Annotated in this window: 25 protein-coding genes; 16 read left to right on the forward strand and 9 right to left on the reverse strand. The window is 74.2% G+C overall.

Annotation, left to right across the window (positions count from 1 at the left end):
• Together ABD811_RS38690 and ABD811_RS38695 are read right to left on the reverse strand one after the other, a co-directional pair.
• A partial coding sequence (locus tag ABD811_RS38690; RefSeq protein WP_344957771.1) for a serine/threonine-protein kinase occupies positions 1-845 on the reverse strand: 845 nt, incomplete at its 3' end.
• 86 nt (positions 846-931) lie between these two features.
• Complete coding sequence (locus tag ABD811_RS38695) at positions 932-1582, reverse strand: TetR/AcrR family transcriptional regulator (protein ID WP_344957772.1); 651 nt, start codon at positions 1580-1582, stop codon at positions 932-934.
• A gap of 74 nt (positions 1583-1656) precedes the next feature.
• On the opposite strand from ABD811_RS38695, the gene ABD811_RS38700 reads away from it, so the two are divergent.
• Positions 1657-3255 (forward strand): ABC-F family ATP-binding cassette domain-containing protein, encoded by a 1599-nt coding sequence (locus ABD811_RS38700; RefSeq protein ID WP_344957773.1) that lies wholly within the window; start codon positions 1657-1659, stop codon positions 3253-3255.
• Positions 3256-3309: 54 nt separating this feature from the next.
• A complete protein-coding gene (locus tag ABD811_RS38705; protein ID WP_344957775.1) occupies positions 3310-4191 on the forward strand; it encodes an alpha/beta hydrolase in 882 nt (293 codons plus the stop codon).
• Here ABD811_RS38705 and ABD811_RS38710 read toward each other — a convergent pair.
• Entirely contained in the window at positions 4169-5107 is a 939-nt protein-coding gene (locus ABD811_RS38710; protein ID WP_344957777.1) for a LysR substrate-binding domain-containing protein, read from the reverse strand. The two genes, ABD811_RS38705 and ABD811_RS38710, sit on opposite strands and share 23 nt — an antisense overlap.
• Before the next feature lie 124 nt (positions 5108-5231).
• On the opposite strand from ABD811_RS38710, the gene ABD811_RS38715 reads away from it, so the two are divergent.
• The 7 genes from ABD811_RS38715 to kynU all read left to right on the forward strand — a co-directional run bounded on the left by ABD811_RS38715 (position 5232) and on the right by kynU (position 11639).
• Positions 5232-6671, forward strand: a complete 1440-nt coding sequence (locus tag ABD811_RS38715) for a 2-hydroxymuconic semialdehyde dehydrogenase (RefSeq protein WP_344957779.1) — start codon at positions 5232-5234, stop codon at positions 6669-6671.
• 11 nt (positions 6672-6682) lie between these two features.
• On the forward strand, positions 6683-7501 hold the full coding sequence (locus tag ABD811_RS38720) for a 2-keto-4-pentenoate hydratase (RefSeq protein ID WP_344957782.1): 819 nt from the start codon (positions 6683-6685) through the stop codon (positions 7499-7501).
• A complete protein-coding gene (locus ABD811_RS38725; protein WP_344957784.1) occupies positions 7498-8244 on the forward strand; it encodes a 2-keto-4-pentenoate hydratase in 747 nt (248 codons plus the stop codon). The genes ABD811_RS38720 and ABD811_RS38725 overlap by 4 nt, the downstream gene beginning before the upstream one ends.
• Positions 8241-8708: a RidA family protein gene (locus ABD811_RS38730; protein WP_344957786.1), complete on the forward strand. Its 468-nt coding sequence runs from the start codon at positions 8241-8243 to the stop codon at positions 8706-8708. Before ABD811_RS38725 ends, ABD811_RS38730 begins: the two co-directional genes overlap by 4 nt.
• Complete coding sequence (locus ABD811_RS38735; RefSeq protein WP_344957788.1) at positions 8705-9280, forward strand: 3-hydroxyanthranilate 3,4-dioxygenase; 576 nt, start codon at positions 8705-8707, stop codon at positions 9278-9280. The genes ABD811_RS38730 and ABD811_RS38735 overlap by 4 nt, the downstream gene beginning before the upstream one ends.
• Entirely contained in the window at positions 9277-10302 is a 1026-nt protein-coding gene (locus ABD811_RS38740; RefSeq protein ID WP_344957790.1) for an amidohydrolase family protein, read from the forward strand. The genes ABD811_RS38735 and ABD811_RS38740 overlap by 4 nt, the downstream gene beginning before the upstream one ends.
• 65 nt (positions 10303-10367) lie before the next feature.
• On the forward strand, positions 10368-11639 hold the full coding sequence (kynU, locus tag ABD811_RS38745) for a kynureninase (protein ID WP_344957792.1): 1272 nt from the start codon (positions 10368-10370) through the stop codon (positions 11637-11639).
• A gap of 18 nt (positions 11640-11657) precedes the next feature.
• On the opposite strand, the gene ABD811_RS38750 is transcribed toward kynU, so the two are convergent.
• The gene (locus tag ABD811_RS38750) at positions 11658-12239 is read right to left on the reverse strand and encodes a TetR/AcrR family transcriptional regulator (protein WP_344957794.1); all 582 of its coding nucleotides are present in this window, start codon (positions 12237-12239) and stop codon (positions 11658-11660) included.
• Positions 12240-12319: 80 nt separating this feature from the next.
• Here ABD811_RS38750 and ABD811_RS38755 point away from each other — a divergent pair, with 80 nt between their 5' ends.
• The gene (locus ABD811_RS38755) at positions 12320-13360 is read left to right on the forward strand and encodes a hypothetical protein (RefSeq protein ID WP_344957796.1); all 1041 of its coding nucleotides are present in this window, start codon (positions 12320-12322) and stop codon (positions 13358-13360) included.
• 3 nt (positions 13361-13363) lie between these two features.
• Here the strand turns inward: ABD811_RS38755 and ABD811_RS38760 are convergent, their stop codons facing one another.
• The 3 genes from ABD811_RS38760 to ABD811_RS38770 form a co-directional block, all read right to left on the reverse strand.
• Positions 13364-13834: a luciferase domain-containing protein gene (locus ABD811_RS38760; RefSeq protein ID WP_344957798.1), complete on the reverse strand. Its 471-nt coding sequence runs from the start codon at positions 13832-13834 to the stop codon at positions 13364-13366.
• 131 nt (positions 13835-13965) lie between these two features.
• A complete protein-coding gene (locus ABD811_RS38765; RefSeq protein ID WP_344957800.1) occupies positions 13966-14676 on the reverse strand; it encodes a TetR/AcrR family transcriptional regulator in 711 nt (236 codons plus the stop codon).
• A complete protein-coding gene (locus tag ABD811_RS38770; protein WP_344957802.1) occupies positions 14673-15941 on the reverse strand; it encodes an acyl-CoA dehydrogenase family protein in 1269 nt (422 codons plus the stop codon). The genes ABD811_RS38765 and ABD811_RS38770 overlap by 4 nt, the downstream gene beginning before the upstream one ends.
• 49 nt (positions 15942-15990) lie before the next feature.
• On the opposite strand from ABD811_RS38770, the gene ABD811_RS38775 reads away from it, so the two are divergent.
• Together ABD811_RS38775 and ABD811_RS38780 are read left to right on the forward strand one after the other, a co-directional pair.
• Positions 15991-16782 (forward strand): SDR family oxidoreductase, encoded by a 792-nt coding sequence (locus ABD811_RS38775; RefSeq protein WP_344957804.1) that lies wholly within the window; start codon positions 15991-15993, stop codon positions 16780-16782.
• 29 nt (positions 16783-16811) lie between these two features.
• Complete coding sequence (locus tag ABD811_RS38780) at positions 16812-17768, forward strand: quinone oxidoreductase family protein (RefSeq protein ID WP_344957806.1); 957 nt, start codon at positions 16812-16814, stop codon at positions 17766-17768.
• A gap of 39 nt (positions 17769-17807) precedes the next feature.
• Here ABD811_RS38780 and ABD811_RS38785 read toward each other — a convergent pair whose 3' ends face one another.
• On the reverse strand, positions 17808-18488 hold the full coding sequence (locus tag ABD811_RS38785) for a response regulator (RefSeq protein ID WP_344957807.1): 681 nt from the start codon (positions 18486-18488) through the stop codon (positions 17808-17810).
• 64 nt (positions 18489-18552) lie between these two features.
• Entirely contained in the window at positions 18553-19812 is a 1260-nt protein-coding gene (locus tag ABD811_RS38790) for a sensor histidine kinase (protein ID WP_344957809.1), read from the reverse strand.
• 141 nt (positions 19813-19953) lie between these two features.
• On the opposite strand from ABD811_RS38790, the gene ABD811_RS44095 reads away from it, so the two are divergent.
• From ABD811_RS44095 to ABD811_RS38805, 4 genes are all read left to right on the forward strand, one after another.
• Positions 19954-20034: a putative leader peptide gene (locus ABD811_RS44095; RefSeq protein WP_425549507.1), complete on the forward strand. Its 81-nt coding sequence runs from the start codon at positions 19954-19956 to the stop codon at positions 20032-20034.
• A gap of 85 nt (positions 20035-20119) precedes the next feature.
• Positions 20120-20959, forward strand: coding sequence for an ABC transporter permease (locus tag ABD811_RS38795; protein WP_344957811.1), 840 nt, complete (start codon positions 20120-20122; stop codon positions 20957-20959).
• Positions 20935-21702: an ABC transporter ATP-binding protein gene (locus tag ABD811_RS38800; protein WP_344957813.1), complete on the forward strand. Its 768-nt coding sequence runs from the start codon at positions 20935-20937 to the stop codon at positions 21700-21702. The genes ABD811_RS38795 and ABD811_RS38800 overlap by 25 nt, the downstream gene beginning before the upstream one ends.
• Positions 21699-22703, forward strand: a complete 1005-nt coding sequence (locus ABD811_RS38805) for an ABC transporter substrate-binding protein (RefSeq protein ID WP_344957815.1) — start codon at positions 21699-21701, stop codon at positions 22701-22703. The genes ABD811_RS38800 and ABD811_RS38805 overlap by 4 nt, the downstream gene beginning before the upstream one ends.
• The last annotated feature ends 54 nt before the right edge of the window (positions 22704-22757 follow it).

The raw sequence follows: 22757 nt of genomic DNA on the forward strand, positions 1-22757 counted from the left end.
TGCTCGGCCACCGTGCGCGCGGCCGCCGCGGCGTCCCGGCCGCCGGTCAGCCGGTGCAGCAGGTCGCCGGCGGACGGCCGCCGCGCCGGGTCCTTCGCGGTGGCCTGCTCGACCAGCTCGCGCAGCGGGCCGGTCAGCCCGTCCAGCCTCGGCGGATCGCTCACGACCCGGAAGAGGATCTCCTCGACGGTGGAGCCGGGGAACGCCGGGCGCCCGGACGCGGCGAACGCCAGCACGCACCCCCAGGAGAACACGTCGGCCGCCGGGGTCAGCTCGCCGCCGCGCAGCAGTTCGGGCGCCATGTAGGCGGGGGTGCCGACGAGCTGCCCGGTGCGGGTGGCGGACGTCGCGTCCAGCGCCCGCGCGATCCCGAAGTCGATGACGCGCGGCCCGTACGGCGAGATCAGCACGTTGGACGGCTTGAGGTCGCGGTGCACCAGCCCGGCGCCGTGGATGGCCGACAGCGCGGTCGCGGTGCCCACGGCCAGGGCGTCCAGGTTCGAGCCGGTCAGCGGCCCGCCCTCGCGCACCGCGCGGTCCAGCGTCGGCCCGTCGATGAACTCGGTGACGACGTACAGCGGGTCGCCGGTCAGGTCGGCGTCCAGCACCGGCGCCGTGCAGAACGGCCGGACCCGCCGCGCCGCCGTGACCTCCCGCACGAACCGGGCGCGGAAGGGCTCCTCCTGCACGAGTTCGGGATTGATGACCTTGACCGCGACGTGCCGTCCGCGCCCGTCCTCGCCGAGGTACACCGTGCCCATGCCGCCCCGCCCCAGCCGTCCGAGCAGGCGGTACGGGCCGAGCCGGCGCGGGTCGGAGCCGTTCAGCGGTTGACTCTCGGGCACAGCGGGATCGCCTTTCCGGCAGGGGCCGACGTCTTCGAGGCCCCATCTTTCCGGACGATCCCCCCGCCCGCGATCGCCTTCTCCGCTCAGTCCGGGGTCATGCCGGTGAGGAGCCAGGTGAGCGACTGGGTGAAGGCGGTGTCCCAGTCGTTGGCGCTGGGGTGGCCGTGGGCGGCGAGGGTGGGGTAGAGGTCGCGGTGGCGGGCCAGCAGTTCGTCGGCGGTCCGGCGGGTCTGGTCCTCGCCGGTCGAGCTGACCTGCATCAGGGCCGAGCCGACGACGAAGTTGGCCAGGCCGTAGGCGGCGGCCACGAGCCGGGGGCCGGTGAACCCCGCGTCGACGAGGACGGCGTGCAGGTACTCGGTGCGGGCCAGCACGTTCGGGCCGAGGAGCGGACGGCCCAGCAGCGCGGCCGACCACGGGTGGCGGAGCATGGCGGCGCGCCACTCGCCGAGCAGGGCGGTCGCGTCCGCGCGCCAGTCGCCGGTGCGGGCGGGCACGGGGAACTCGCCGAGGATCGCGTCGAGCGCGAGGTCGAGCACGTCGTCCTTGGTCTCCACGTGCCAGTAGAGGGTCGTCGAGCCGGTGCCGAGGCGTTCGGCGAGGCGGCGCATGGTCAGGCGGTCGGGGCCTTCCTCGTCGAGCAGCGCCACGGCCTCGGCGACGATGCGCTCGCGGGTCAGGGGCGGGGCGTCGCGCCGGGCCCTGCGCGGTCTGAGCCACACGCTGTCGGTCATGCGGGCGAGCCTAGTACATTGAGCCGGTACCGGATCGTTGGTCGAGTTACTCGAACAGTGTACGAGGGAGCGTCGTGGGACATGTCGAGGTGAGCCGGCTGACCTACGTGCTGCCCGACGGCCGTCCCCTGCTGGACGACGTGTCGTTCCGGATCGGCGAGGGCGCCAAGGCCGCCCTGGTCGGCCCGAACGGGGCGGGCAAGACGACGCTGCTGCGGCTGGTCGCGGGCGAGCTGAGCCCGGCGGACGGCGTGGTGGGCGTGTCGGGCGGGCTGGGCGTCATGCGGCAGTTCATCGGCAGCGTGCGGGACGGGCGGAGCGTGCACGACCTGCTGGTGTCGGTGGCGCCCGGACGGGTGCGGTCGGCGGCCGGGCGGCTGGCGCGGGCCGAGCGCGCGCTCGGCGAGGACGAGGCGTCGCAGCTGGCATACGCCGAGGCCATCAACGACTACGCCGATGCGGGCGGATACGAGCTGGAGGTCGTCTGGGACACCTGTACGACCGTCGCGCTGGGGCTGCCCTACGAGCGGGCGAAGGACCGTCCCGTCGGCACGCTGTCGGGCGGGGAGCAGAAACGGCTCGTCCTGGAGGCGCTGCTGCGCGGCCCGGACGACGTGCTGCTGCTGGACGAGCCCGACAACTACCTGGACGTCCCCGGCAAGCAGTGGCTCGCCGAAAGGCTGACCGGCACGTCCAAGACCGTGCTGCTTGTCTCCCACGACCGGCGGCTTCTCGCCGACGCCGCCGACCGCATCGTCACCGTGGAGGGCGGGGACGTGTGGGTGCACGGCGGCGGGTTCGCCACCTACGCGCAGGCGCGCAGGGAACGCACCGAGCGTCTGCACGAGCTGCGCAGGAGGTGGGACGAGGAGCACGCCAGGCTCAGGCGGCTCGTCCACACGCTGCGGCAGCGCGCCGCCAACAACGACGCGGTGGCGTCGGCCTACCAGGCGGCGCGCACGCGGTTGCACAGGTTCGAGGAGGCGGGGCCGCCCCGGGCGGCGCCCAAGGAGCAGAACGTGCGCATGCGGCTGAGGGGCGGACGCACCGGCAAGCGTGCGGTGACGTGCGAGCGCCTGGAGCTGACGGGGCTGATGCGGCCGTTCGACACCGAGATCTGGTACGGGGAACGGGTGGCGGTGCTCGGGTCCAACGGCTCGGGGAAGTCGTCGTTCCTGCGGCTGCTGGCGGGGGAGGACGTCGCGCACACCGGTGTCGCCAGGCTCGGGGCGCGGGTGTCGCCCGGGCACTTCGTCCAGACGCACGCCCGTCCTGAACTGCACGGGCGCACCCCCGCCGACATCATCACCACCGAGTACGCGCTGACGCTGAACGAGGCGATGGCGGCGCTGGCGCGCTACGAGCTGGCGCCCGCGGGACGGCGCCCGTTCGAGACGCTGTCGGGCGGGCAGCAGGCACGGCTGCAGATCCTGCTGCTGGAGCTGTCGGGCGCGACGCTGCTGCTGCTCGACGAGCCCACCGACAACCTGGACCTGGCGAGCGCCGAGGCCCTGCAGCACGGGCTGGAGGGGTTCTCCGGCACCGTCCTGGCGGTCACGCACGACCGCTGGTTCGCCGACGACTTCGACCGCTACCTGATCTTCGGCGGCGACGGCGCGGTGTACGAGGCCGACGAGCCGGTGTGGGACGAGGGTCGTCCCGGTTCGTTATAGCGGACGCCCGTAACGGTATTTGATTGCGCCGGCCGGGCGGCGGAGGCTGGGGGCATGACCGTGTCGCTGGAGGACTGGCCGGGGCGGGAGCTGTCCGACGAGGAGCTGGACGTCGCCTACAACGTGCGGCGCAAGGCGGGGGAGGACGAGTTCGCGCGCCTCATGACCCGCTACCGGCGGATGTCGGACGAGGCCGTGGAAGGGCTGCCCGGGCATCCGGGGGTCGTGTACGACGAGACCAGTGGTGAGCGCCTCGACGTCTGGGGCACCGGCCCCGACCTCAGACCGGTGTTCGTGTTCGTCCACGGCGGCTACTGGCGGGCGTTGTCGCGGCACGATTCGGCGTTCATGGCGCGGATGCTGTGGGAGCAGGGCGTCGCGACCGTCGTGCCCGACTACACGCTGGCGCCCGCGGCGACGCTGGAGGAGATCGTCCGGCAGGTGCGGGCGGCGGTCGCCTGGGTCCACCGCGAGGGCGCGCACCACGGGCTCGACCCGGAGCGCATCGTGGTGGGCGGCAGTTCGGCGGGCGGGCACCTGACCGGGATGCTCATGGTGGACGGCTGGCAGGACGCGCTCGGGCTGCCCCCGGACGTGGTCAAGGCCGCCATGCCGTTCAGCGGGCTGTTCGACATACGGCCCCTGGTGCGCGTCTACGTCAACGAGTGGCTCGGCCTGGACGTGCGGAGGGCGGCCCGGCTCAGCCCCGGACTGCTGCCGGCCGGACGGCGCTGCCCGGCGGTGGTGGCGGTGGCCGAGGACGACGGCACCGGGTTCGTCGAGCAGTCGCGCGGGTTCCACCGGCACTGGGGCGAGGCGGCCGAACTGCTGGTCGTCCCGGAGCGCAACCACTTCGACGTGGTGTTGGACCTGGCCGACGCCGGCTCCGCGGTGAGCCGGGCGCTGCTGGGGCTCATCGCTCGAACCGGCCGGTGAGCGCGGCCGCCTCCCGCCGGAGGTGGTCGAGCATCAGCCGGGCCGAGGGCGTCAGCGGGCGTCCGTCCGGCAGCGTCACGCCGACCTGGCGGCGCACCGGCTCCAGCGGCACGGGCAGCGGGGCGATCTCGCCGTCGGTCACCGCCACCAGCTCGGGCAGCGCCGCGATCATGTCGGTGTCGCGGACCAGGGTGCGCACGGTCAGGATCGACGTGCACTCCACCAGGTCGGACGGCGGCGGCAGGCCCTCGTCGCGGAACACCTGCTCCAGCTCCTGGCGCAGCGCGGTCTGCTCCAGGGGCAGCACCCACGGGTAGTCCAGCAGGTCGCGCAGCGCGAGGCCGCGGCGCCGCCGGGCGGGGTGGTCGCGGCGGGCGACCAGGCGGACCGGTTCGCCGTAGAGGGTGACCTGCCGCAGCCCGCGCAGGTCGTCGATGGGGTTGAGGCGGCCCACGATCAGGTCGAGCTCGCCGTCCAGCAGGCGCGGCGCCTGGACGTCGAACGTGGCCTCCCGCACGATCACGGTGATGCCGGGGCGGTCGCGTTTCAGCGCGGCGATGGCGCGCGGCAGCAGCACGTTCGACCCGGCGAGCAGGGTGCCGATGGTGACCGTGCCGACCCGCGCGTCGGCCAGCTCGGCGATGCGCTCCCCGGCGCGGCGCAGCTCGGCCAGCACGGCGCGGGCGTGCTCGACGAACGCCTCGCCGAACAGGGTGGGCGTGACCCCGCGCGGCCCCCGGGTGAACAGCTCCACGCCGAGCACGTCCTCGACCTCGCGCAGGCTGCGGGTCGCCGCGGGCTGCGCCAGCCGCAGGTGCCGGGCGGCGTGCAGCACGCTGCCGTGGTCGGCGATCGCCACCACCAGGACCAGATGCCGCAGCTTCAGCCGCCCGTTGAGCAGGTCGATCGGTCGCATGCCGCCTTCCTATCACCATCTCGTGATAGCCGCGAAGGCAAAGAGTATTTGTCAGGTATAGCTGACGGGGCGCATCATCGCAGTGTCCGGCCCGTGCGCGCGGGGACCCGTCCGAGGGATGACCATGAAGCCTGAGCACTACGTCGGCGGCGCGTTCAGCGGAGACGGCGAGCGCGACTTCCCGCTGATCGACCCGGTGGACGGCACCGAGCGGGGCCGGGTGCCCGAGGCGTCCCGCGAGACGGTCGACGCGGCCGTCCGGGCCGCCCGGCGGGCGCTCCAGGGCCCCTGGGGCGCCGCCTCCCCGCAGGACCGGGCCGCCGCCCTGCGCGAGATCGCCGACGGCGTCGAGGCGCGGTTCGAGGAGTTCGTGGACGCCGAGGCCGCCGACACCGGCAAGCCCCGCGACCTGGCCGCCACCGTCGACATCCCGCGCGCCGTCGGCAACTTCCGCGCCTACGCCGACCTGCTGTACGGACGGGGCGAGCACGCCTACACCACACGCGTGCCGGGCTGGAGCGGCGGCACCGGCGAGGCGCTCAACTACACCGTGCGGCGCCCGCTCGGGGTGGTCGCGGTCATCTCCCCGTGGAACCTGCCGCTGCTGCTGCTCACCTGGAAGGTCGCGCCCGCCCTGGCGGCCGGGAACGCGGTGGTGGCCAAGCCGTCGGAGCAGACGCCGTCCACGGCCACGCTGCTGGCGGACGTGATCCACGGGACCGGGCTGCCGGCGGGCGCGTTCAACCTCGTGCATGGGCACGGCCCCGGCGCGGCGGGGGAGTTCCTGACCGGCCACCCCGGCGTGGACGCGATCGCGTTCACCGGCGAGTCGGCCACCGGCGCGGCGATCATGCGCAACGCCGCCGAGCACGTCACGCCGGTCTCGTTCGAGCTGGGCGGCAAGAACCCCGCGCTGATCTTCGCCGACGCCGACCTGGACAAAGCCCTGGACGGCACGGTCCGCTCGACGTTCACCCACTCCGGGCAGATCTGCCTGTGCACCGAACGCGTCTACGTCGAACGCCCGGTCTTCGCCGAGTTCACCGCCGCGCTCGCCGAACGCGCCCGCGCGCTGCGCGACTACGGCCCGATGATCTCCGCCGCGCACCGCGACAAGGTGCTGTCGTACTACCGGCTGGCGGTGGAGGAGGGCGCCACGGTGGCGGCGGGCGGCGGCGTCCCCGCGTTCGGCGACCGGCGCGACGGCGGCTTCTACGTCGAGCCGACCGTGCTGACCGGGCTGCCCGAGACGGCCCGGGTCGTCCGCGAGGAGATCTTCGGGCCGGTGTGCCACGTCGCGCCGTTCGACACCGAGGAGGAGGCGGTGCGCCTGGCCAACGACAGCCCCTACGGCCTGGCCGCCACCGTGTGGACGAGCGACCTGTCGCGGGCGCACCGGGTGGCGCCGCGCGTCGAGGCGGGCATCGTCTGGGTCAACTGCTGGAACCTGCGCGACCTGCGCACCCCGTTCGGCGGGGTCAAGGCGTCCGGGATCGGCCGCGAGGGGGGAGAGTACTCCCTGGACTTCTTCTCCGAACCCGTGAACGTCTGCGTGCAGATCTAGAAAGCGAGCCCGTGACCGAGACGACACACCCCACCGCCGCCGGCGTCCAGGCCGCCGCCGACCGCATCCTCGGCGCCCACGCCTCCGGCACCCCGTGCGCGCCCGTCCGCGACCTGATCGACGGCCCCGACGCCGCGTACGCCGTGCAGCGCCGCCTCATCGAGCGGTGGCTGGCCCGGGGGCGCCGCCTGACCGGCCGCAAGATCGGCCTGACGTCGCGGGCCGTGCAGCGGCAGCTCGGCGTGGACAGCCCCGACTGCGGCGCGCTGTTCGCCGACATGGCCGTGCCGGACGGCGCGGAGATCCCGGCCGGGACGGTGCTGCAGCCCCGGGCCGAGGCCGAGGTCGCGCTCGTGCTGGACCGCGACCTGACGCACGAGCGGCACACCGTCGCCGACATCATCCGCGCCACCGCGTTCGCGCTGCCCGCCATCGAGGTCGCCGGCAGCCGCATCCGCGACTGGGACATCACGCTCGCCGACACCGTCGCCGACAACGCCTCCTCCGGCATGTACGTGCTGGGCAACCGGCCCGTCCGGCTGGCGGACGTGGACCTGCGGCTGTGCGGCATGGTGCTGGAGCGGCGCGGCGAGCAGGTGTCCACCGGCACCGGCGCCGCCTGCCTGGGCCACCCGCTCAACGCGGCGCTGTGGCTGGCCGACGCGATGGTCGCCCTCGGCACCCCGCTGCGGGCGGGCGACACCGTCCTGACCGGGGCGCTCGGCCCGATGGTCCCCCCGGCGCCCGGCGACGTGCTGGAGGCCCGCATCGACGGCCTCGGCGACGTCCGCGTCGCCTTCGCGAAGGAATCCGCCGAGGAGGAGTCGTGACCGATGTGAACGCGCTGGCCGAGGCGCTGGAGGCGGCCGAACGCGACGTGCGGCCCATTCCGAGGCTCACCGACTCCGCGGACCTGGACGTGCCCACCGCGTACGCCGTCCAGCACGCCGTCATCGAGCGGCGCCGGGCGCGCGGCGAACGGCTCGCCGGCGTCAAGATGGGCTTCACCAGCCGCGCCAAGATGATCCAGATGGGCGTCGACGACGTGATCTGGGGCCTGCTCACCGACGCGATGCCCGCCGGGCCGGACGTGGACGTCTCCCGGCTCATCCACCCCCGGATCGAACCGGAGATCGTCTTCCTGATCGGCCGGGAGATCCGCTCGCCCGCCGAGGCGGACGCCGCGATCGACGCCGTCGCGGTCGGCTACGAGATCCTCGACTCCCGTTACGACGGCTTCTCGTTCACGCTGCCCGACGTCGTCGCCGACAACGCCTCGGCCGCCCGGTTCGCCGTCGGGCCCTGGCACCGGCCGCGGGACGTGTCCAACGTCGGGCTGCTGATGGAGATCGACGGGCGGCCCGCGCAGAGCGGCTCGTCGGCCGCGATCCTCGGCGACCCGGTCCGGTCGCTGCGCGCCGCGGCCCGCCTGGCCGCCGCGTCCGGGATCACCCTGGAACCGGGGTGGGTGGTGCTCGCCGGGGCCGCCACCGCCGCGGTCCCGCTGCCCAAGAGCGCCCACGTCCGCGTCACCGGCGCGGGCCTGGGCGGCGTGGAGGTGACCGCGCGGTGAACGAGGCCTACCTGGTCGACGGCAAGGCCCGGCCGCGCGGCCGGTTCCCGCACCTCAAGCGGGCGGGCGACCTGGTGTTCGTGTCCGGGACGAGCTCGCGGCGGCCCGACGGCACGTTCGCGGGCGCGCGCGCCGACGCCATGGGCGTCACCGACCTGGACATCCGGGAGCAGACGCGGGCGGTCGTCGAGAACGTCCGCGACCTGCTGCGCGCCGCCGGGGGAGACCTGTCCGACCTGGTCAGCGTCACCACGTACCTGGTGAACATGAACGACTTCGGCGGGTACAACGAGGTCTACGGCGAGTACTTCGACGAGACCGGCCCGGCCCGCACCACCGTCGCGGTGCACCAGCTTCCGCACCCGCACCTGCTCATCGAGATGTCGTGCGTGGCCCACATCCCGCAGGACCGCGACCGCAACTCCGACCGGGACCGAAGCCCCCACGAGGAGGCCGGAACATGACCGTGCCCAGGACACTGCCGAAACTGTCGCACGGGCGACCGTTCGACTTCGCCCGCTGGATCGAGGAGCACCGCGATCTGCTCAGGCCGCCGGTCGGCAACGTCCAGGTCTGGGAGGACGCCGGAATGATCGTCATGGTGGTCGGCGGCCCCAACCAGCGCACCGACTTCCACGACGATCCCACCGAGGAGTTCTTCTACCAGCTCAAGGGCACCATGGTGCTGCGCGTCATGGAGGAGGAGGGGCGGCCCCCGGTCGACGTGCAGATCGGCGAGGGCGAGGTGTTCCTGCTGCCCCCGCACGTGCGCCACTCGCCGCAGCGCCCCGAGCCGGGCAGCGTCGGACTGGTCGTGGAGATCGCCCGCCCGGAGGGGCGGCGCGAGGCGTTCGAGTGGTACTGCACCGAGTGCCACCACCTGGTGCACCGCGCCGAACTGCAGGTCCGGTCGATCGTGGACGACCTGCCCCCGGTGTTCCAGGGCTTCTACAACGGCGACCGCCGGTGCCCCCACTGCGGTGCCGTCCACCCCGGCAAGGAATGGCCCGAGCACATGCGACCCCAGACCCGATGAACACGCCAACGTCCGCGCACACCGTCATCGACGTCCACGCCCACGTCTTCCCCCGCGTGTCGCGCGCCGAGGCCCGGCTGCTGGCGGGCGCGGGGGAGCCGTGGCTGCGCGAGTACGGCGACGGCACCGGGATGATGATGAGCGGCGACGACGAGTACCGTCCCGTGCGCGCCGAGCTGTGGGACGCTGACGCGCGCCTGGCCGCCATGGACCGTTCCGGGGTGGACGTGCAGGTGGTGTCGTCCACGCCGCTGATGTTCGGATACGCGGCCGAGCCCGCGCGCGCGGCGGACTGGTGCGAGCTGGTCAACGAGCGCATCCTCGACTACTGCGCGCAGGCCCCCGGCCGCCTGGTCCCCCTGTGCCAGGTGCCGTTGCAGGACGTCGAGACGGCCTGCGCCATGGTCACCAAGGCGGCGGCGGCCGGACATCGCGGCGTGCACATCGGCAACCACGTCGGCGCCCGGTACCTCGACGACGCGGCGATCGTCGACTTCCTGGCGCACTGCGCCGACGAGGGCGTGCCCGTCCTCGTGCACCCCTGGGACATGCTCGGCGACGACCGCATGAACGGCCGCTACATGCTGCCGTGGCTGGTCGGCATGGCCGCCGAGACGCAGCTGTCGATCCTGACGCTCATCCTGTCGGGCGCGTTCGAGCGCCTGCCCGAGACGCTGCGGCTGTGCTTCTGCCACGGCGGCGGCAGCTTCGCCTACCTGCTGGGACGCGCCGACAACGCCTGGCGCAACCGCGACATCGTCCGCCGTGACTCGCCCCGCCCGCCCTCGGCCTACACCGGCCGCTTCCACGTCGACTCGGCCGTGTTCGACCCGCGGGCGCTGCGCCTGCTGGTGGACGTCATGGGCGCCGACCGGGTGATGCTCGGCACCGACTTCCCCTTCCCGCTCGGCGAGGTCGAGCCCGGCGCCGTCATCCGCGCCTGCGCCGGCCTCACCGACGACGAGTGCGCGGCCCTGCTCGGCGGAAACGCCCGCGCCTTCTTCGCCCTGGACGCGCCCTGACGGGGAATCACCCCGGCGAGCCCGCGACCGCCCCACGAGAACAAGAACTGGTGAGAATGCCCCACATGGACTTCCTGCCGTCCGAGGACCCCGGCGCCGCCGAGGCGCGGCGGCTGGACGAGACCGACCCGCTGCCGACGCTGCGCGCCGAGTTCCACGTCCCGGCGGCCCCGGACGGCGGCGAGGCCGCCTACTTCGCCGGCAACTCCCTCGGCCTGCAGCCCCGCGCCGCCGCGCAGCTGGTCAACGAGGAGCTGCTGGACTGGGCGCGGCTGGCCGTCGAGGGCCACCACCACGGGCGCCGCCCCTGGGTCGGCTACCACGAGCTGCTGCGCGAGCCCGCCGCCCGCCTGGTCGGCGCGCTGCCGCACGAGGTCGTCGCGATGAACTCGCTGACGGTCAACCTGCACCTGATGATGGCCACCTTCTACCGGCCCGCCGGGGACCGCACCCGCATCCTGATCGAGGACTCGGCGTTCCCGTCCGACTCCTACGCGGTGGGCAGTCAGGCGGTGCACCACGGCCTCGACCCGGCGGAGACGGTGGTGCGGCTGCGGCCCCGCCCCGGCGAGGAGCACCTGCGCACCGAGGACGTCGTCGGCCGCCTCGAACGCGAGGGCGACCGCGTCGCGCTGGTCCTGCTCGGCGGCGTCAACTACCTGACCGGGCAGCTCATGGACATCCCGACGATCACCAAGGCGGGCCGCGCCGCCGGCGCCGTCGTCGGCTGGGACCTGGCGCACGCCGCCGGGAACGTTCCGCTGCGCCTGCACGACTGGGACGTCGACTTCGCCGCCTGGTGCTCCTACAAGTACCTCAACGGCGGGCCCGGCGCGGTGGCGGGCTGCTTCGTGCACGAACGCCACGTCCGGGACGCCTCGCTGCCGCGCCTGTCGGGCTGGTGGGGCAACGACCCGGCCACCCGCTTCGCGATGGCGCCGGACTTCGTGCCGGTCGCCTCGGCCGACTCCTGGCAGCTGTCCAACCCGCCGATCCTGGCGATGGCGCCCGTGCTGGCCTCGCTGCGGATCTTCGACCGGGTCGGCATGGACGCGCTGCGCGCCAAGAGCCGCCGCCTGACCGGCTACCTGGCCGACCGGCTCGCCGGGATCGACGGCCTGGAGGTGATCACGCCGTCCGATCCCGCCTGGCGCGGCTGCCAGCTGTCGATCCGGGTGGCCGACGCCGCGGGCCTGGTCCGCCGGCTGGCCGACGAGGCCGGGGTGATCGCCGACGCCCGGGAGCCCGACGTGGTCCGCCTGGCCCCGGCGCCGCTGTACTGCACGTTCGCCGACTGCCACCGCGCCGCCGAGGCCCTGGCGGCCCTGCTGCGCTGACCCGTCACCTCAGGCGGTTCACCGCAGGCGGTCCAGGTGCCGTGACACCAGGGCCGCCAGCCGCTCGGGGGTGTGCAGGTCCGGACGCATCGCCGCGTGCACGGCGAGCCCGTCGACGAGGGCGTGCAGCCGCTGGGCCTCGATCTCGACGTCCTCGCCGGGCGTGCCGGCGGGCAGCAGGTCGCGGACGATCCGGCGGCAGCCCGCCAGCAGCGTGTCGTGGCCCTCCTCGCGCAGCGCGCGCAGCTCCGGATCCACCATGGCGCGCGCGGTGAACGCCAGCCACACCTCGTTCTCGGCGCGGCGGTCGGCGTCCAGCGGCAGCAGCTCGGCCAGCACCAGCTCGGCGCGGCGCCGCGGGTCGGGCCCGGCGTCCAGCGCCGCCACCCGCCGCTCGATCCGCTCGATCACCATGCGCAGGGCGAAGGTCATCAGCTCCCCCTGGCTGGCGAAGTAGTGCCGCAGCGAACCCATCGACAGCCCGGCCTCGCGCGCCACGTTGCGCACCGACGCGTGCTCCAGGCCGTCGCGCCGGATCACCCGCCACACCGCCTCGGCCACCTCGCGCCGCCGCCGCTCGGCGTCCACCACCTTCGGCATGCCCCCTTTCTAGCACAGTCGTGCTACCATCCGCTGATATAGCACAGTCGTGCTAAAAACTGCGCGGACGGAGAACCGCCATGCCGACGACCACCCCACGCCAGGACTCCCCGCCCACCCTCCGGCCCCGCGACCGCCGGCGCCGTCGCGTCATCGTGATCACCCTGCTCGGCTGGGTGGCCGCCAACGCGGTCGCGCTCGCCGCCGCCGGGCGCGCGCTCCCCTTCGACTGGCCCGGCGTCGGCGACCGGTCGGCGGCCGGGCAGGTGCTCGACGCCGACCTCAGGGCCCTGGAAGCCCTGCTGATCATCGCCCTGGCGTACGCGCTGACCCGCCGCCGCGCCGTCCCCGTCCCCGAACTGGCGGCGCGCGCCCCCGGCCGCCGCGCGGCGCTTCGCGAGACCCTCCTGCTGCTGGCGTACGGCGCGTGCGGGCTGCTCGGCGGGTTCGTCCTGGCCCGCGCGTTCGGCTGGCATCCGTTCGGCTTCCACCTCGCCGGATCGGTCTTCGGCACGCACGAGCACGTCGCGCCCGCGGAGGCGCTCACCTGGGCCTGCTACAACGCGGCCGTCTACGGCGTCGTCCCGCTGCTGTGGTTCGGCCGCCGCCACCCGGCCGCCGCCCTGAACCTGACCTCCCGGGACCGGCGCGCCGACGCCCGGCTCGTCGCGGTCGTGCTGCTGGTCGAGTCGGTCGTGCAGTTCGCCGCGCTCAGACCGGCGATCGTGGGCCTGGACGGCGCGCAGCTGGCGCTCGGCGTGCCGCTCACCTTCGCGTTGTTCCTGCTGGGCGCGGTGCTCCCGGCGATGGTGTTCATCTACTGCCTGCTCGTCCCGCGTTTCCTGCGGCTGACCGGCTCGGTGGCCGCCACCGTCGTCCTCGGCGGGCTGACCTACGCGGCGATGCACCTGTGGGACGCCTGGACGGTCTTCGACTCCCCGGGCCACGCGGCGCTGTCGATCGTCTTCCTGCTGTTCACCTATGTGCCGCCGGGCATGGTGAAGACGACCCTGACCGTGCGGACGGGCAACGCCTGGGTGCACGTGTGGGCGTACCACGCGCTGGTGCCGCACACCCTCGTCGACACCCCGCACGTCACGCACGTCTTCGGGATCAGATGACCCTCAGAGGGGCGGGCGCGGGCCGGCGCCGGGGATGACCGCGGTCAGGCGGCGCAGGCGGCCGGTGTGCGCGGCCGACGGCGGCCGCACCGCCGCGCCGCACGGCGAGGACGCCTTCGACGGCGGTGGCGACGGCGGCGGCGACGGCGTGGTGTTCGCCTTGATCGCCACGCTGGCCAGCGACACGACCAGCGCCACGTCGGAGTCGGTGTCGAGCCGCACCGCGACCCACTCGCCGCCCGCCCGGATCGCCACCCGCCCGGACTCGGCGAGCGCGCCGCCGAGGCGTTCCACCACCGGGCGCGTCAGCCGCAGCTCGGCCTCGTCGTCACAGTGCAGATGGACGATCTGCCTGCCGCCGGCCTGCAGGGCGATGCCGATGCCGCAGTCGGCGCGGACCTTGCTCACCCCGGGCCACGCCGCCAGCCGGGCGGCGATCCGCCCGGCGTGGGAGGTCTTGCCGCTCCCCGTCACAGCGCCATCGTTGCGCCCCGGCGACGGGCAGCGGAACCGGCCGAGTCGAAATCGTTACCATCGGGTGCGAACCCGTTCGAGCCGCCGGGTCGCCGGCGACCGGATGGAACGGCACGAAGTGGCCGAAAGGCTCAGTTCCGGGGCCGGTCCAGGCGCTCGCCGTGCCGCAGCCGGTCCAGGCCGAGCCAGATGAACTCCACGGCCATCTGCTCGGCCCGCTCCCGGGGGGTGCCGGGGTGCTCCAGCCACCACGACACCATCGACAGCATCGCCCCGTACATCAGCGGCACCAGCAGCCGCGCCCGCCGTTCGTTGACCTCCAGCGCGGCGGGCGACAGGGCGGGGTCGGCGCGGCGGCGGCGCAGCAGGATGTCGGCCAGCGCGGTGCCCATCCGCTCGCGCAGCTCGTGCAGGCCCGGCCCGACCTCCGGCTTGTCCAGGTGCCGGATCACCAGCGCCCAGGCGTCCGGCTCCTCGGTGGCGTAGTCGAACAGCGCCCCCACCATCGCGCTGATGTTGTCGACGCTGTCGCGCGCGGGCGCCACGGCCGCGTTGAGCCGTCCCGTCAGCTCGGTGACGATCATCTCGGTCACCTCGACGAACAGGTCCTCCTTGGAGCCGAAGTGCTGGTAGAGCAGCGCCTTGGAGACCCGGGCGGCGGCCGCCACGTGATCCATCTGGGTCAGGTGGTAGCCGCGCCGCCCGAACTCGCCGAGGGCCACCGCGAGCAGCTGCTCGCGGCGCCGGGCGTGCGACATCCGCCGCCGCGCGCCCGCCGCCGGCGCGGTCGTCTCCGGGCCCTCCTCCGGCGCGGCCGCCGCGTCCCCCGTGCCGCCCGTCATGTGCCCAGGTACTTCCCCAGCTCGGTGCGCGCCACCGACCGCACGTGCACCTCGTCGGGGCCGTCGGCCAGGCGCAGCGCCCGCGCCCCGGCCCACATGGCCGCCAGTGGCGTGTCGTCGCTGACGCCCGCGCCGCCGTGCACCTGGATCGCCTTGTCCAGCACGTCCAGCGCGACGCGCGGCGCGATCACCTTGATCGCGGAGACCTCCGAGCGGGCCGCCTTGACGCCCTCCCTGTCGATCAGCCAGGCGGTCTTGAGGGTGAGCAGCCGGGCCTGCTCGATCGCCATCCGCGACTCGGCGATCCACTGCTGGATCACGCCCTGCCGGGCCAGTTCCTTGCCGAACGCCACGCGCGACACCGCCCGCTCGCACATCAGCTGCAGGGCCCGCTCGGCCATGCCGAGGGCGCGCATGCAGTGGTGGATGCGGCCGGGGCCGAGCCGGGCCTGCGCGATGGCGAAGCCGCCGCCCTCCTCGCCGACCAGGTTCTCCACCGGCACCCGCACGTCGGTGAAGCGGATCTCGCAGTGGCCCTCCTGGTCGGAGTAGCCGAACACGGGCAGCGCCCGGACGATCTCCACCCCGGGCGTGTCCACCGGTACCAGCACCATGGACTGCTGCCGGTACGGGTGGCCCTCGGGATCGGTCTTGCCCATCACGATCATGATCTTGCAGCGGGGGTCGGCCGAGCCGCTGATCCACCACTTGCGGCCGTTGATGACGTAGTGGTCCCCGTCGCGCTCGATCCGGGTGGAGATGTTGCGCGCGTCGGAGCTGGCCACGTCCGGCTCGGTCATGGCGAAGGCGCTGCGGATCTCGCCGTTCAGCAGCGGGACGAGCCAGCGCCGCTTCTGCTCGGGGGTGCCGAACAGGTGCAGCACCTCCATGTTGCCGGTGTCGGGCGCCGAGCAGTTGAGCGCCTCGGGCGCGATGTGCGGGACGCGTCCGGTGACCTCGGCCAGGGACGCGTAGTCGACCACGCTCAGGCCGTGCGCGGGCGTCTCCTCCTCGCTCACCGGCGGGTGCAGCGGGGCCAGGCCGCCGGGGTGCTCGGCTGGCAGGAACAGGTTCCACAGCCCGCGCCGGCGCGCCTCGGCCTTGAGCTCCTCGACGATCGGCGGGAGGGTGTGCTCCTGGCCCGCGGCGCGCAGCTCGCGCCGCTGCGCCGCGTACACGGGTTCGGCGGGGTAGACGTGGGCATCCATGAAGTCCTGCAGCCGGGCGAGGTGGTCGCGGGCCCGTTCGCTCAAACCGAAGTCCATTCGGTTAGAGTAACTGACGAGTCAGTCAGTTGTGGAGGGGAGTCGTCGCATGACCCCGAACGACGCCGCCGCCGGCACCGGACCGGGCGGCCCGGACGGCCGGCACGGCCTGGACGGCACCGTGGCGCTGATCACCGGTGGGGCCAACGGCATCGGCGCGGCCGTCGCCCGGCGGCTGGCCGCCGGGGGCGCCCGGCTGGTGCTGGCCGACGTCGACGCCGAGCGCGGCACGGCGCTGGCCGAGGAGCTGGACGCCGAGTTCGTCCGCTGCGACGTGCGCGAGCCGGCCGACAGCCGCGCCGCGGTCGCCGTCGCGCAGGACCGGTTCGGCGGCCTGGACCTGGCGTTCCTGAACGCGGGCGTGGCCAGCGGCTGCGGCCTGGACGGCGACTTCGACCCCGAGCTGTACCGGCGCGCCATGGCGATCAACGTCGACGGCGTCGTGTACGGGGTGCACGCCGCGCTGCCCGCGCTGCGCGCCCGCGGCGGCGGGAACATCATCGCCACCGCCAGCATGGCGGCCCTGACCGCCACGCCGTTCGACCCGGTCTACGGCGCCAACAAGGCGGCGGTGGTCGGCCTGGTCCGCGCCCTCGGCCCCAACCACGCCGGCGAGGGCATCCGGATCAACGCGCTGTGCCCGTCGTTCGCCGACACCGACATCATCGGCCCGCTCAAGGACCACCTGGAACAGACCGGCTTCCCGATCCTGGACGTCGCCGACGTGGTGGAGGCGTTCATGGCGATCCTGGCCGCCGACGGGACGGGCGAGGCGTGGTACGTCGTGCCCGGCCGCGTCCCCGAGCCGTTCCGGTTCCGCGGCGTTCCCGGTCCGCGCTGAGCGGGACAAGGACCACGGAGGAGGAGACAATGCGCGCGATCCAGATCACCGAGTTCGGCGGCCCCGAGGTGCTGAACGTCACGGACCTGCCCGACCCCGAGCCCGGCCCGGGCCAGCTGCTCGTGGAGGTGTCGCGGGCGGGGATCAACTACGCCGACACCCACCAGGCCGAGAACAGCTACCTGTCGGCCACGTCGCTGCCGCTGGTGCCGGGCGGCGAGGTCGTCGGCCGCACGCCCGGCGGCCGCCGGGTCGTCGCCCTCACCGGTACCGGCGGGTACGCCGAGAAGGCGCTGGCGGCCGAGGCCATGGCCTGGGACGTCCCCGACGGGATCGACGACGTGACCGCCCTCGGCATGGTGATCCAGGGCGCGACGGCGTGGGTGCTGCTGCGCAAGAGCGTCCACCTGGAGCCGGGCGACTCGGTCGTCGTGCACGCCGCCGCGGGCGGGGTCGGCACGCTGGCGGTGCAGCTGGCCAAGGCGTGGGGCGCGGGACGGGTGATCGCCACCGCCTCGTCCAAGGAGAAGCGGGAGCTGGCCCTGGAGCTGGGCGCCGACGCGGCCGTGGACGCGGCCGAGCCGGACATGAAGGCCGCGCTCATCGAGGCCAACGGCGGCCACCGCGTCGACGTGGTGCTGGAGATGACCGGCGGCACCGTCACCGACCAGAGCCTGGCCGCGCTGGCCCCCTTCGGCCGCCTGGCGTACTACGGGACGGCCTCGCGGCAGGAGCCCAAGCCGGTCAAGCCCGGCAACCTGCTGCGGCACTCGACCGCCATCGCCGGGATGTGGCTGGCGCACGTTTTCCAGTCCCGCGGCGACCTGATGCGCACCGCGCTCGACGAGCTGTTCGCGCTGGCCGCCGACGGGCGCATCCGGGTGATCAACGGGGGCGAGTACGGGCTGTCGGAGGCCCGCCGCGCGCACGAGGACCTTCGGGCGCGCCGCACCACCGGCAAGCTCGTCCTCGACCCGTCCCGCTGAGGGGCGCCGCGGGCCGGCGGCGGCCCGCGGCGGGACGCCTCAGGAGCCCACCAGGCCGTTCTCGTAGGCGTAGACGACGGCCTGGGTGCGGTCGCGCAGCGACAGCTTGGTCAGCACATGCCCGACGTGGGTCTTGACGGTCTGCTCGGCCAGCACCAGCTCGGCGGCGATCTCGGCGTTGGACAGGCCCCGCGCGATCAGCCGCAGCACGTCCAGCTCGCGCGGGGTCAGCGCGGCGGCCGCCGCCGGGTTGGGCCGCTGGTGGCGGCGGCGCCGGGCGAAGTCGCCGATGAGCCGGCGGGTGACCGACGGGGCGAGCAGCGCGTCCCCGCCCGCCACCACCCGCACGCCGTTGACCAGGTCGGCGGCGGAGGCGTCCTTGAGCAGGAAGCCGCTGGCCCCCGAGCCGAGCGCCTCGTAGACGTACTCGTCCAGGTCGAAGGTGGTCAGCACCAGCACCTTGGGACGCTGCTCGGCCGGGTCGGCGCCGGCCGGCGCCGGGCCGCCGGCCAGTTCGGCGGTGGCGGCCAGGCCGTCCATCTCCGGCATCCGGATGTCCATGACCACCACGTCGGGGTCCAGGGCGCGGGCCATCTCCACCGCCTCCCGGCCGTTGCCCGCCTGCCCGATCACCTCGATCTCCGGATCGGAGGCCAGCAGCGCGGCCAGCCCGTCGCGGATCATCACCTGGTCGTCAGCGATCAGCACCCGAATCGTCACGACAGCACCCTATGGCCCGGCTCACCCCCGGATGCTCGGTTTCCCGAGGTGGCGCGGGCGGCGGTCACTCCAGGGCGCCGTAGGGGAGGGCGGCGGCGACCGCCCAGCCGCCCTCCTCGTGCGGGCCCGCCTCCAGCGTGCCGCCCAGCATCGCGACGCGCTCGCGCATGCCGACCAGGCCGTGGCCGCCCCCGTGCGACTCCTCGGGCGTCCCGCGCGGGCCGTCGTCGGTGACGGCCAGCCGCAGCAGGTCGCCCTCGTAGCGCACCTCGATGCCCACCTGCGACCCGGGCGCGTAGCGTGCGGCGTTGCTCAGCGACTCCTGGACGATGCGGTACGCCGACAGGTCCACCCCGGCGGGCACCGGACGCGGCACGCCCACGATCGTCGCGGTGACCTTCAGGCCGGACCGGCGGGCCGCGGCGACCAGGTCGTCGAGCCGGTCCAGGCCCGGCTGCGGCGTCCGCTCGGCGCCGTCGTCGTCGGACCGCAGCAGGCCCACGACCCGCCGCGTCTCGGTCAGCGCCTCGCGCGCCGCGTCGCGCACCACCCCGAAGGTCCGGCGCGCCTCGTCCGGCAGGTCCGGGATCTTGTAGGGGGCGGCCTCCGCCTGCATCGCGATCACCGACATGTGGTGGGCGACGACGTCGTGCAGCTCGCGGGCGATGCGGGCGCGCTCCTCCAGCACCGCCTGCCGCGCTAGGTCCTGCCGTCGCAGCTCGGCCTGCTCGCGCAGGGTCAGCTCGGCGACGAAGCGGGCGTGGATCGCGTCGCCGAACGCCAGCGCCAGCACCACGATGCCGGCGAGGATGAGTCCGTACCAGTCGGGCATGGCCCCGATCACCACGGCCGGCACGATCAGCCCGCAGATGCTGATCACCCCGACCCCCGCCGTGACACGGCGCTCGTGCCCGACCGCCGTGAGGAACACGATCACCACGAACGCCAGCCACGAGGTGACCGGCCAGGGCCAGAAGTACCGCTCCTGCAGCACGAACGCGCCCAGCAGGAAGCCGACCGCGCTCACCCGCCAGGCCCGAAGCGGCCAGCGCGCCGCGAACAGCAGCGGGGCCGCCTGCAGCAGCCCCAGCACCGCGGCGACGATCGGCGCCGGCCGCGGCTCGAACACGTTGAGCGGGATGGCGATCGCGCCGCCGGTGAACCCGACCGTCATGGCGAACAGCAGCACGAGCAGCGCGACGCGCAGCCAGGGCGTCGCGGGCATCAGCAGGCCGGGCGGTTCGGCGGTGCCCCGGCTCACCGCCGGCCACAGGAGGCGCGGTAGGGACAGGCCGTGGTGCCGTGGGGGGTCGGAGACGTTCATTTGACGGTGAGCCTAGGCCCTGCGCGACGGACGGGGCGTGACCCGCAGGAGGGAGATGCCGACCGATCCCTGGGTATCAGCCCGGCCTCTTCCATGTATTCCTGATTGACTTAATAGGGAATTTGCGTCAGCCTGGAGCGCGTGAGCCGCACCGCACGTCTCGTGGCGCGCCTGCACGTCGACCTCCGGCGGCAGGCGAGCAGCCTGTGTCGGTCCGCCTGATCAGACCCCCGCCGCCCTCTCGCGCGGCCTCCCCCCGATCACCGAGTCCCCTGCAAGCGATCGCCTGCGAAGGGTCCGTTCCGCCGTGTCAACGTCCTCCGTGTCCAGCCCGTCGTCCCTCGCCCGCGCCCCGAGCCGCGCGCGCCCCGCCCCCGGGTTCGCCAGGCGGCAGCGGGCGGCGCTGGCCCGTCTCGTCGCGCCCCTGGCGGTGCTGGTGCTCTGGCAGCTCGCCGCGAGCACCGGGCTGCTGCCCGAACGCCTGCTCGCCGCGCCCACCACGATCGCCTCCACCGGCCTCGACCTGATCCGCGACGGCACCCTGACCGACGCGATCGCGGTGTCGGTGCGCCGCGCCGCCGCCGGGTTCCTGCTCGGCGCGGCCGCCGGGGTCGGCCTGGCGGTCGTGGCCGGGCTGAGCCGCCTCGGCGAGCACGCCGTCGACCCGCTGATGCAGATGCTGCGCGCCCTTCCGCTGTTCGGGCTGATCCCGCTGTTCATCCTGTGGTTCGGCATCGGCGAGACGCCCAAGGTGGCGCTGGTCGCGCTCGGCGTGGCGTTCCCGCTCTACCTCAACACCTTCTCCGGCATCCGCGGCGTGGACGGCAAGCTCGCCGAGGTCGCGGACGTGCTGCGGCTCGGCCGGTGGGGCCTGGTCCGGCACATCGTGCTGCCCGGCGCGCTGCCCCAGGCGCTGGTGGGGCTGCGGCAGAGCCTGGGCGTCGCCTGGCTCGCGCTGATCGTCGCCGAGCAGATCAACGCCTCGTCCGGCCTCGGCTTCATGATCAACAACGCCCGGGAGTTCCTGCGCACCGACGTGGTGGTGCTCGGGCTGGTGGTGTACGCGGCGCTCGGCCTGCTCACCGACGCGCTGGTCCGGCTGCTGGAAAGGAGGGCCCTGACATGGCGCAAGGGCTTCCCGGTGTGACCGCGCGGACGGCGGCGCCCGCCGCGGCGGCCGCCCGGCGGGTCGTGCGGGTGCGCGGGCTGACCAGGCGGTTCGGCGAGCGCACCGTCCTGGACGGCGCCGACCTCGACATCGCCCGCGGCGAGTTCGTCGCCCTGCTCGGCCGCAGCGGCTCGGGCAAGTCCACCCTGCTGCGCGCCCTGGCGGGCCTCGACCACGCCACCGGCGGCGAGCTGTCGGTCGACGGCACCGTGGCCGTGGCGTTCCAGGAGCCGCGCCTGGTCCCGTGGAAACGGGTGTGGGCCAACGTCACGCTGGGCCTGCGGGTGCCGGACCCGCGCGCCGCCGCCGACCGGACGCTCGCCGAGGTCGGGCTGACCGAACGCGGCGACGCCTGGCCGCTCACCCTGTCCGGGGGCGAGGCCCAGCGCGCCTCCCTGGCCCGCGCGCTGGTGCGCGAACCCGACCTGCTGCTGCTGGACGAGCCGTTCAGCGCCCTGGACGCGCTCACGCGCATCACCATGCACCGGCTCGTCCTGGACCTGTGGGAGCGGCACCGCCCCGGCATCCTGCTGGTCACCCACGACGTGGACGAGGCGCTGCTGCTCGCCGACCGTGTCCTGGTGCTGGACGGCGGCGGCATCGCCCACGAGTCCCGCGTCGGCCTGGACCGTCCCCGCCGCCGCGACCACCCCGACCTCACCGCCCTGCGCGCCGCGCTGCTCGCCCAGCTCGGCGTCACCCCCGACGAAGGAACCGCATGAACCGGCTCAGAACGCTGCTGACGTCCCTGCTCACCGCGACCGCCCTGGCCGTGTCGGCGGGCTGCGGCGGCGGGACGGACACCGGCGACGCGGCGGTCCGCGCGGACGGCTCGGTCGACCTGTCCAAGGTCACGCTGCGCGTCGGCGACCAGAAGGGCGGCCAGCGCGCCCTGCTCGGCGCGGCCGGGCAGCTCGACGGCGTCGAGTACCGGATCGAGTGGAAGCAGTTCACCTCCGGGCCGCCGCTGCTGGAGGCGGTCAACGCCGGGGCGCTGGACCTCGGCGCGGTCGGCAACGCCCCGCCGGTGTTCGCCGCGGCCGCCGGCTCCAAGATCAAGATCGTCTCCGCCGCCGACATCGGGCTCACCGGGCAGGCCGTGCTGGTGCCGAAGAACTCGCCCATCCGCACCCCCGCCGAGCTCAGGGGCAGGCGGATCGCCGTGGCCAAGGGCAGCTCGGCCCACTACCACCTGCTGACCGTCCTGAAGAGGGCCGGGCTGAGCTTCGCCGACATCCGGCCCCAGTACCTGGCGCCGCCCGACGCGCTGGCCGCGCTCAGCTCCGGCAAGATCGACGCCTGGGCGGTCTGGGACCCCTACACCGCACAGGGCGAGGCCCAGGCCGGCGCCCGGATCCTGGTCGACGGCCGCGGCTACACCACCGGCTACAACGTGATCGTCGCCGCCGACAAGGCGCTGGACGACAAGGCCAAGGAGGCCGCGCTGCGCGACTTCGTCACCCGGCGGCAGCGCGCCGTCCTGTGGTCCAACGACCACACCAGGGAGTGGGGCGCCGTGTGGGCCAAGGACACCGGCCTGCCGGTCCCCATCGCCGAGAAGGCCGCCGAGCGCCGCGCCGCCCGGCTCGTCCAGGTCGACGACGCGCTGGTGCGCCACGAGCAGGAGGTCGCCGACGCCTTCGCCGACCAGAAGCTGATCCCCGGCAGGGTCACGATGGCCGACTTCGTCGACCGCCGATTCAACGACATCCAGGTCAAATGACTCCTGCACACGTGGCCCCGGCTCACGTGGCCCTGCCCACGTGACTCCGGACCG

Origin of the sequence: Actinomadura miaoliensis (assembly GCF_039536785.1) — a bacterium.
In the GTDB taxonomy this organism is placed as follows: Bacteria; Actinomycetota; Actinomycetes; order Streptosporangiales; family Streptosporangiaceae; genus Spirillospora; species Spirillospora miaoliensis.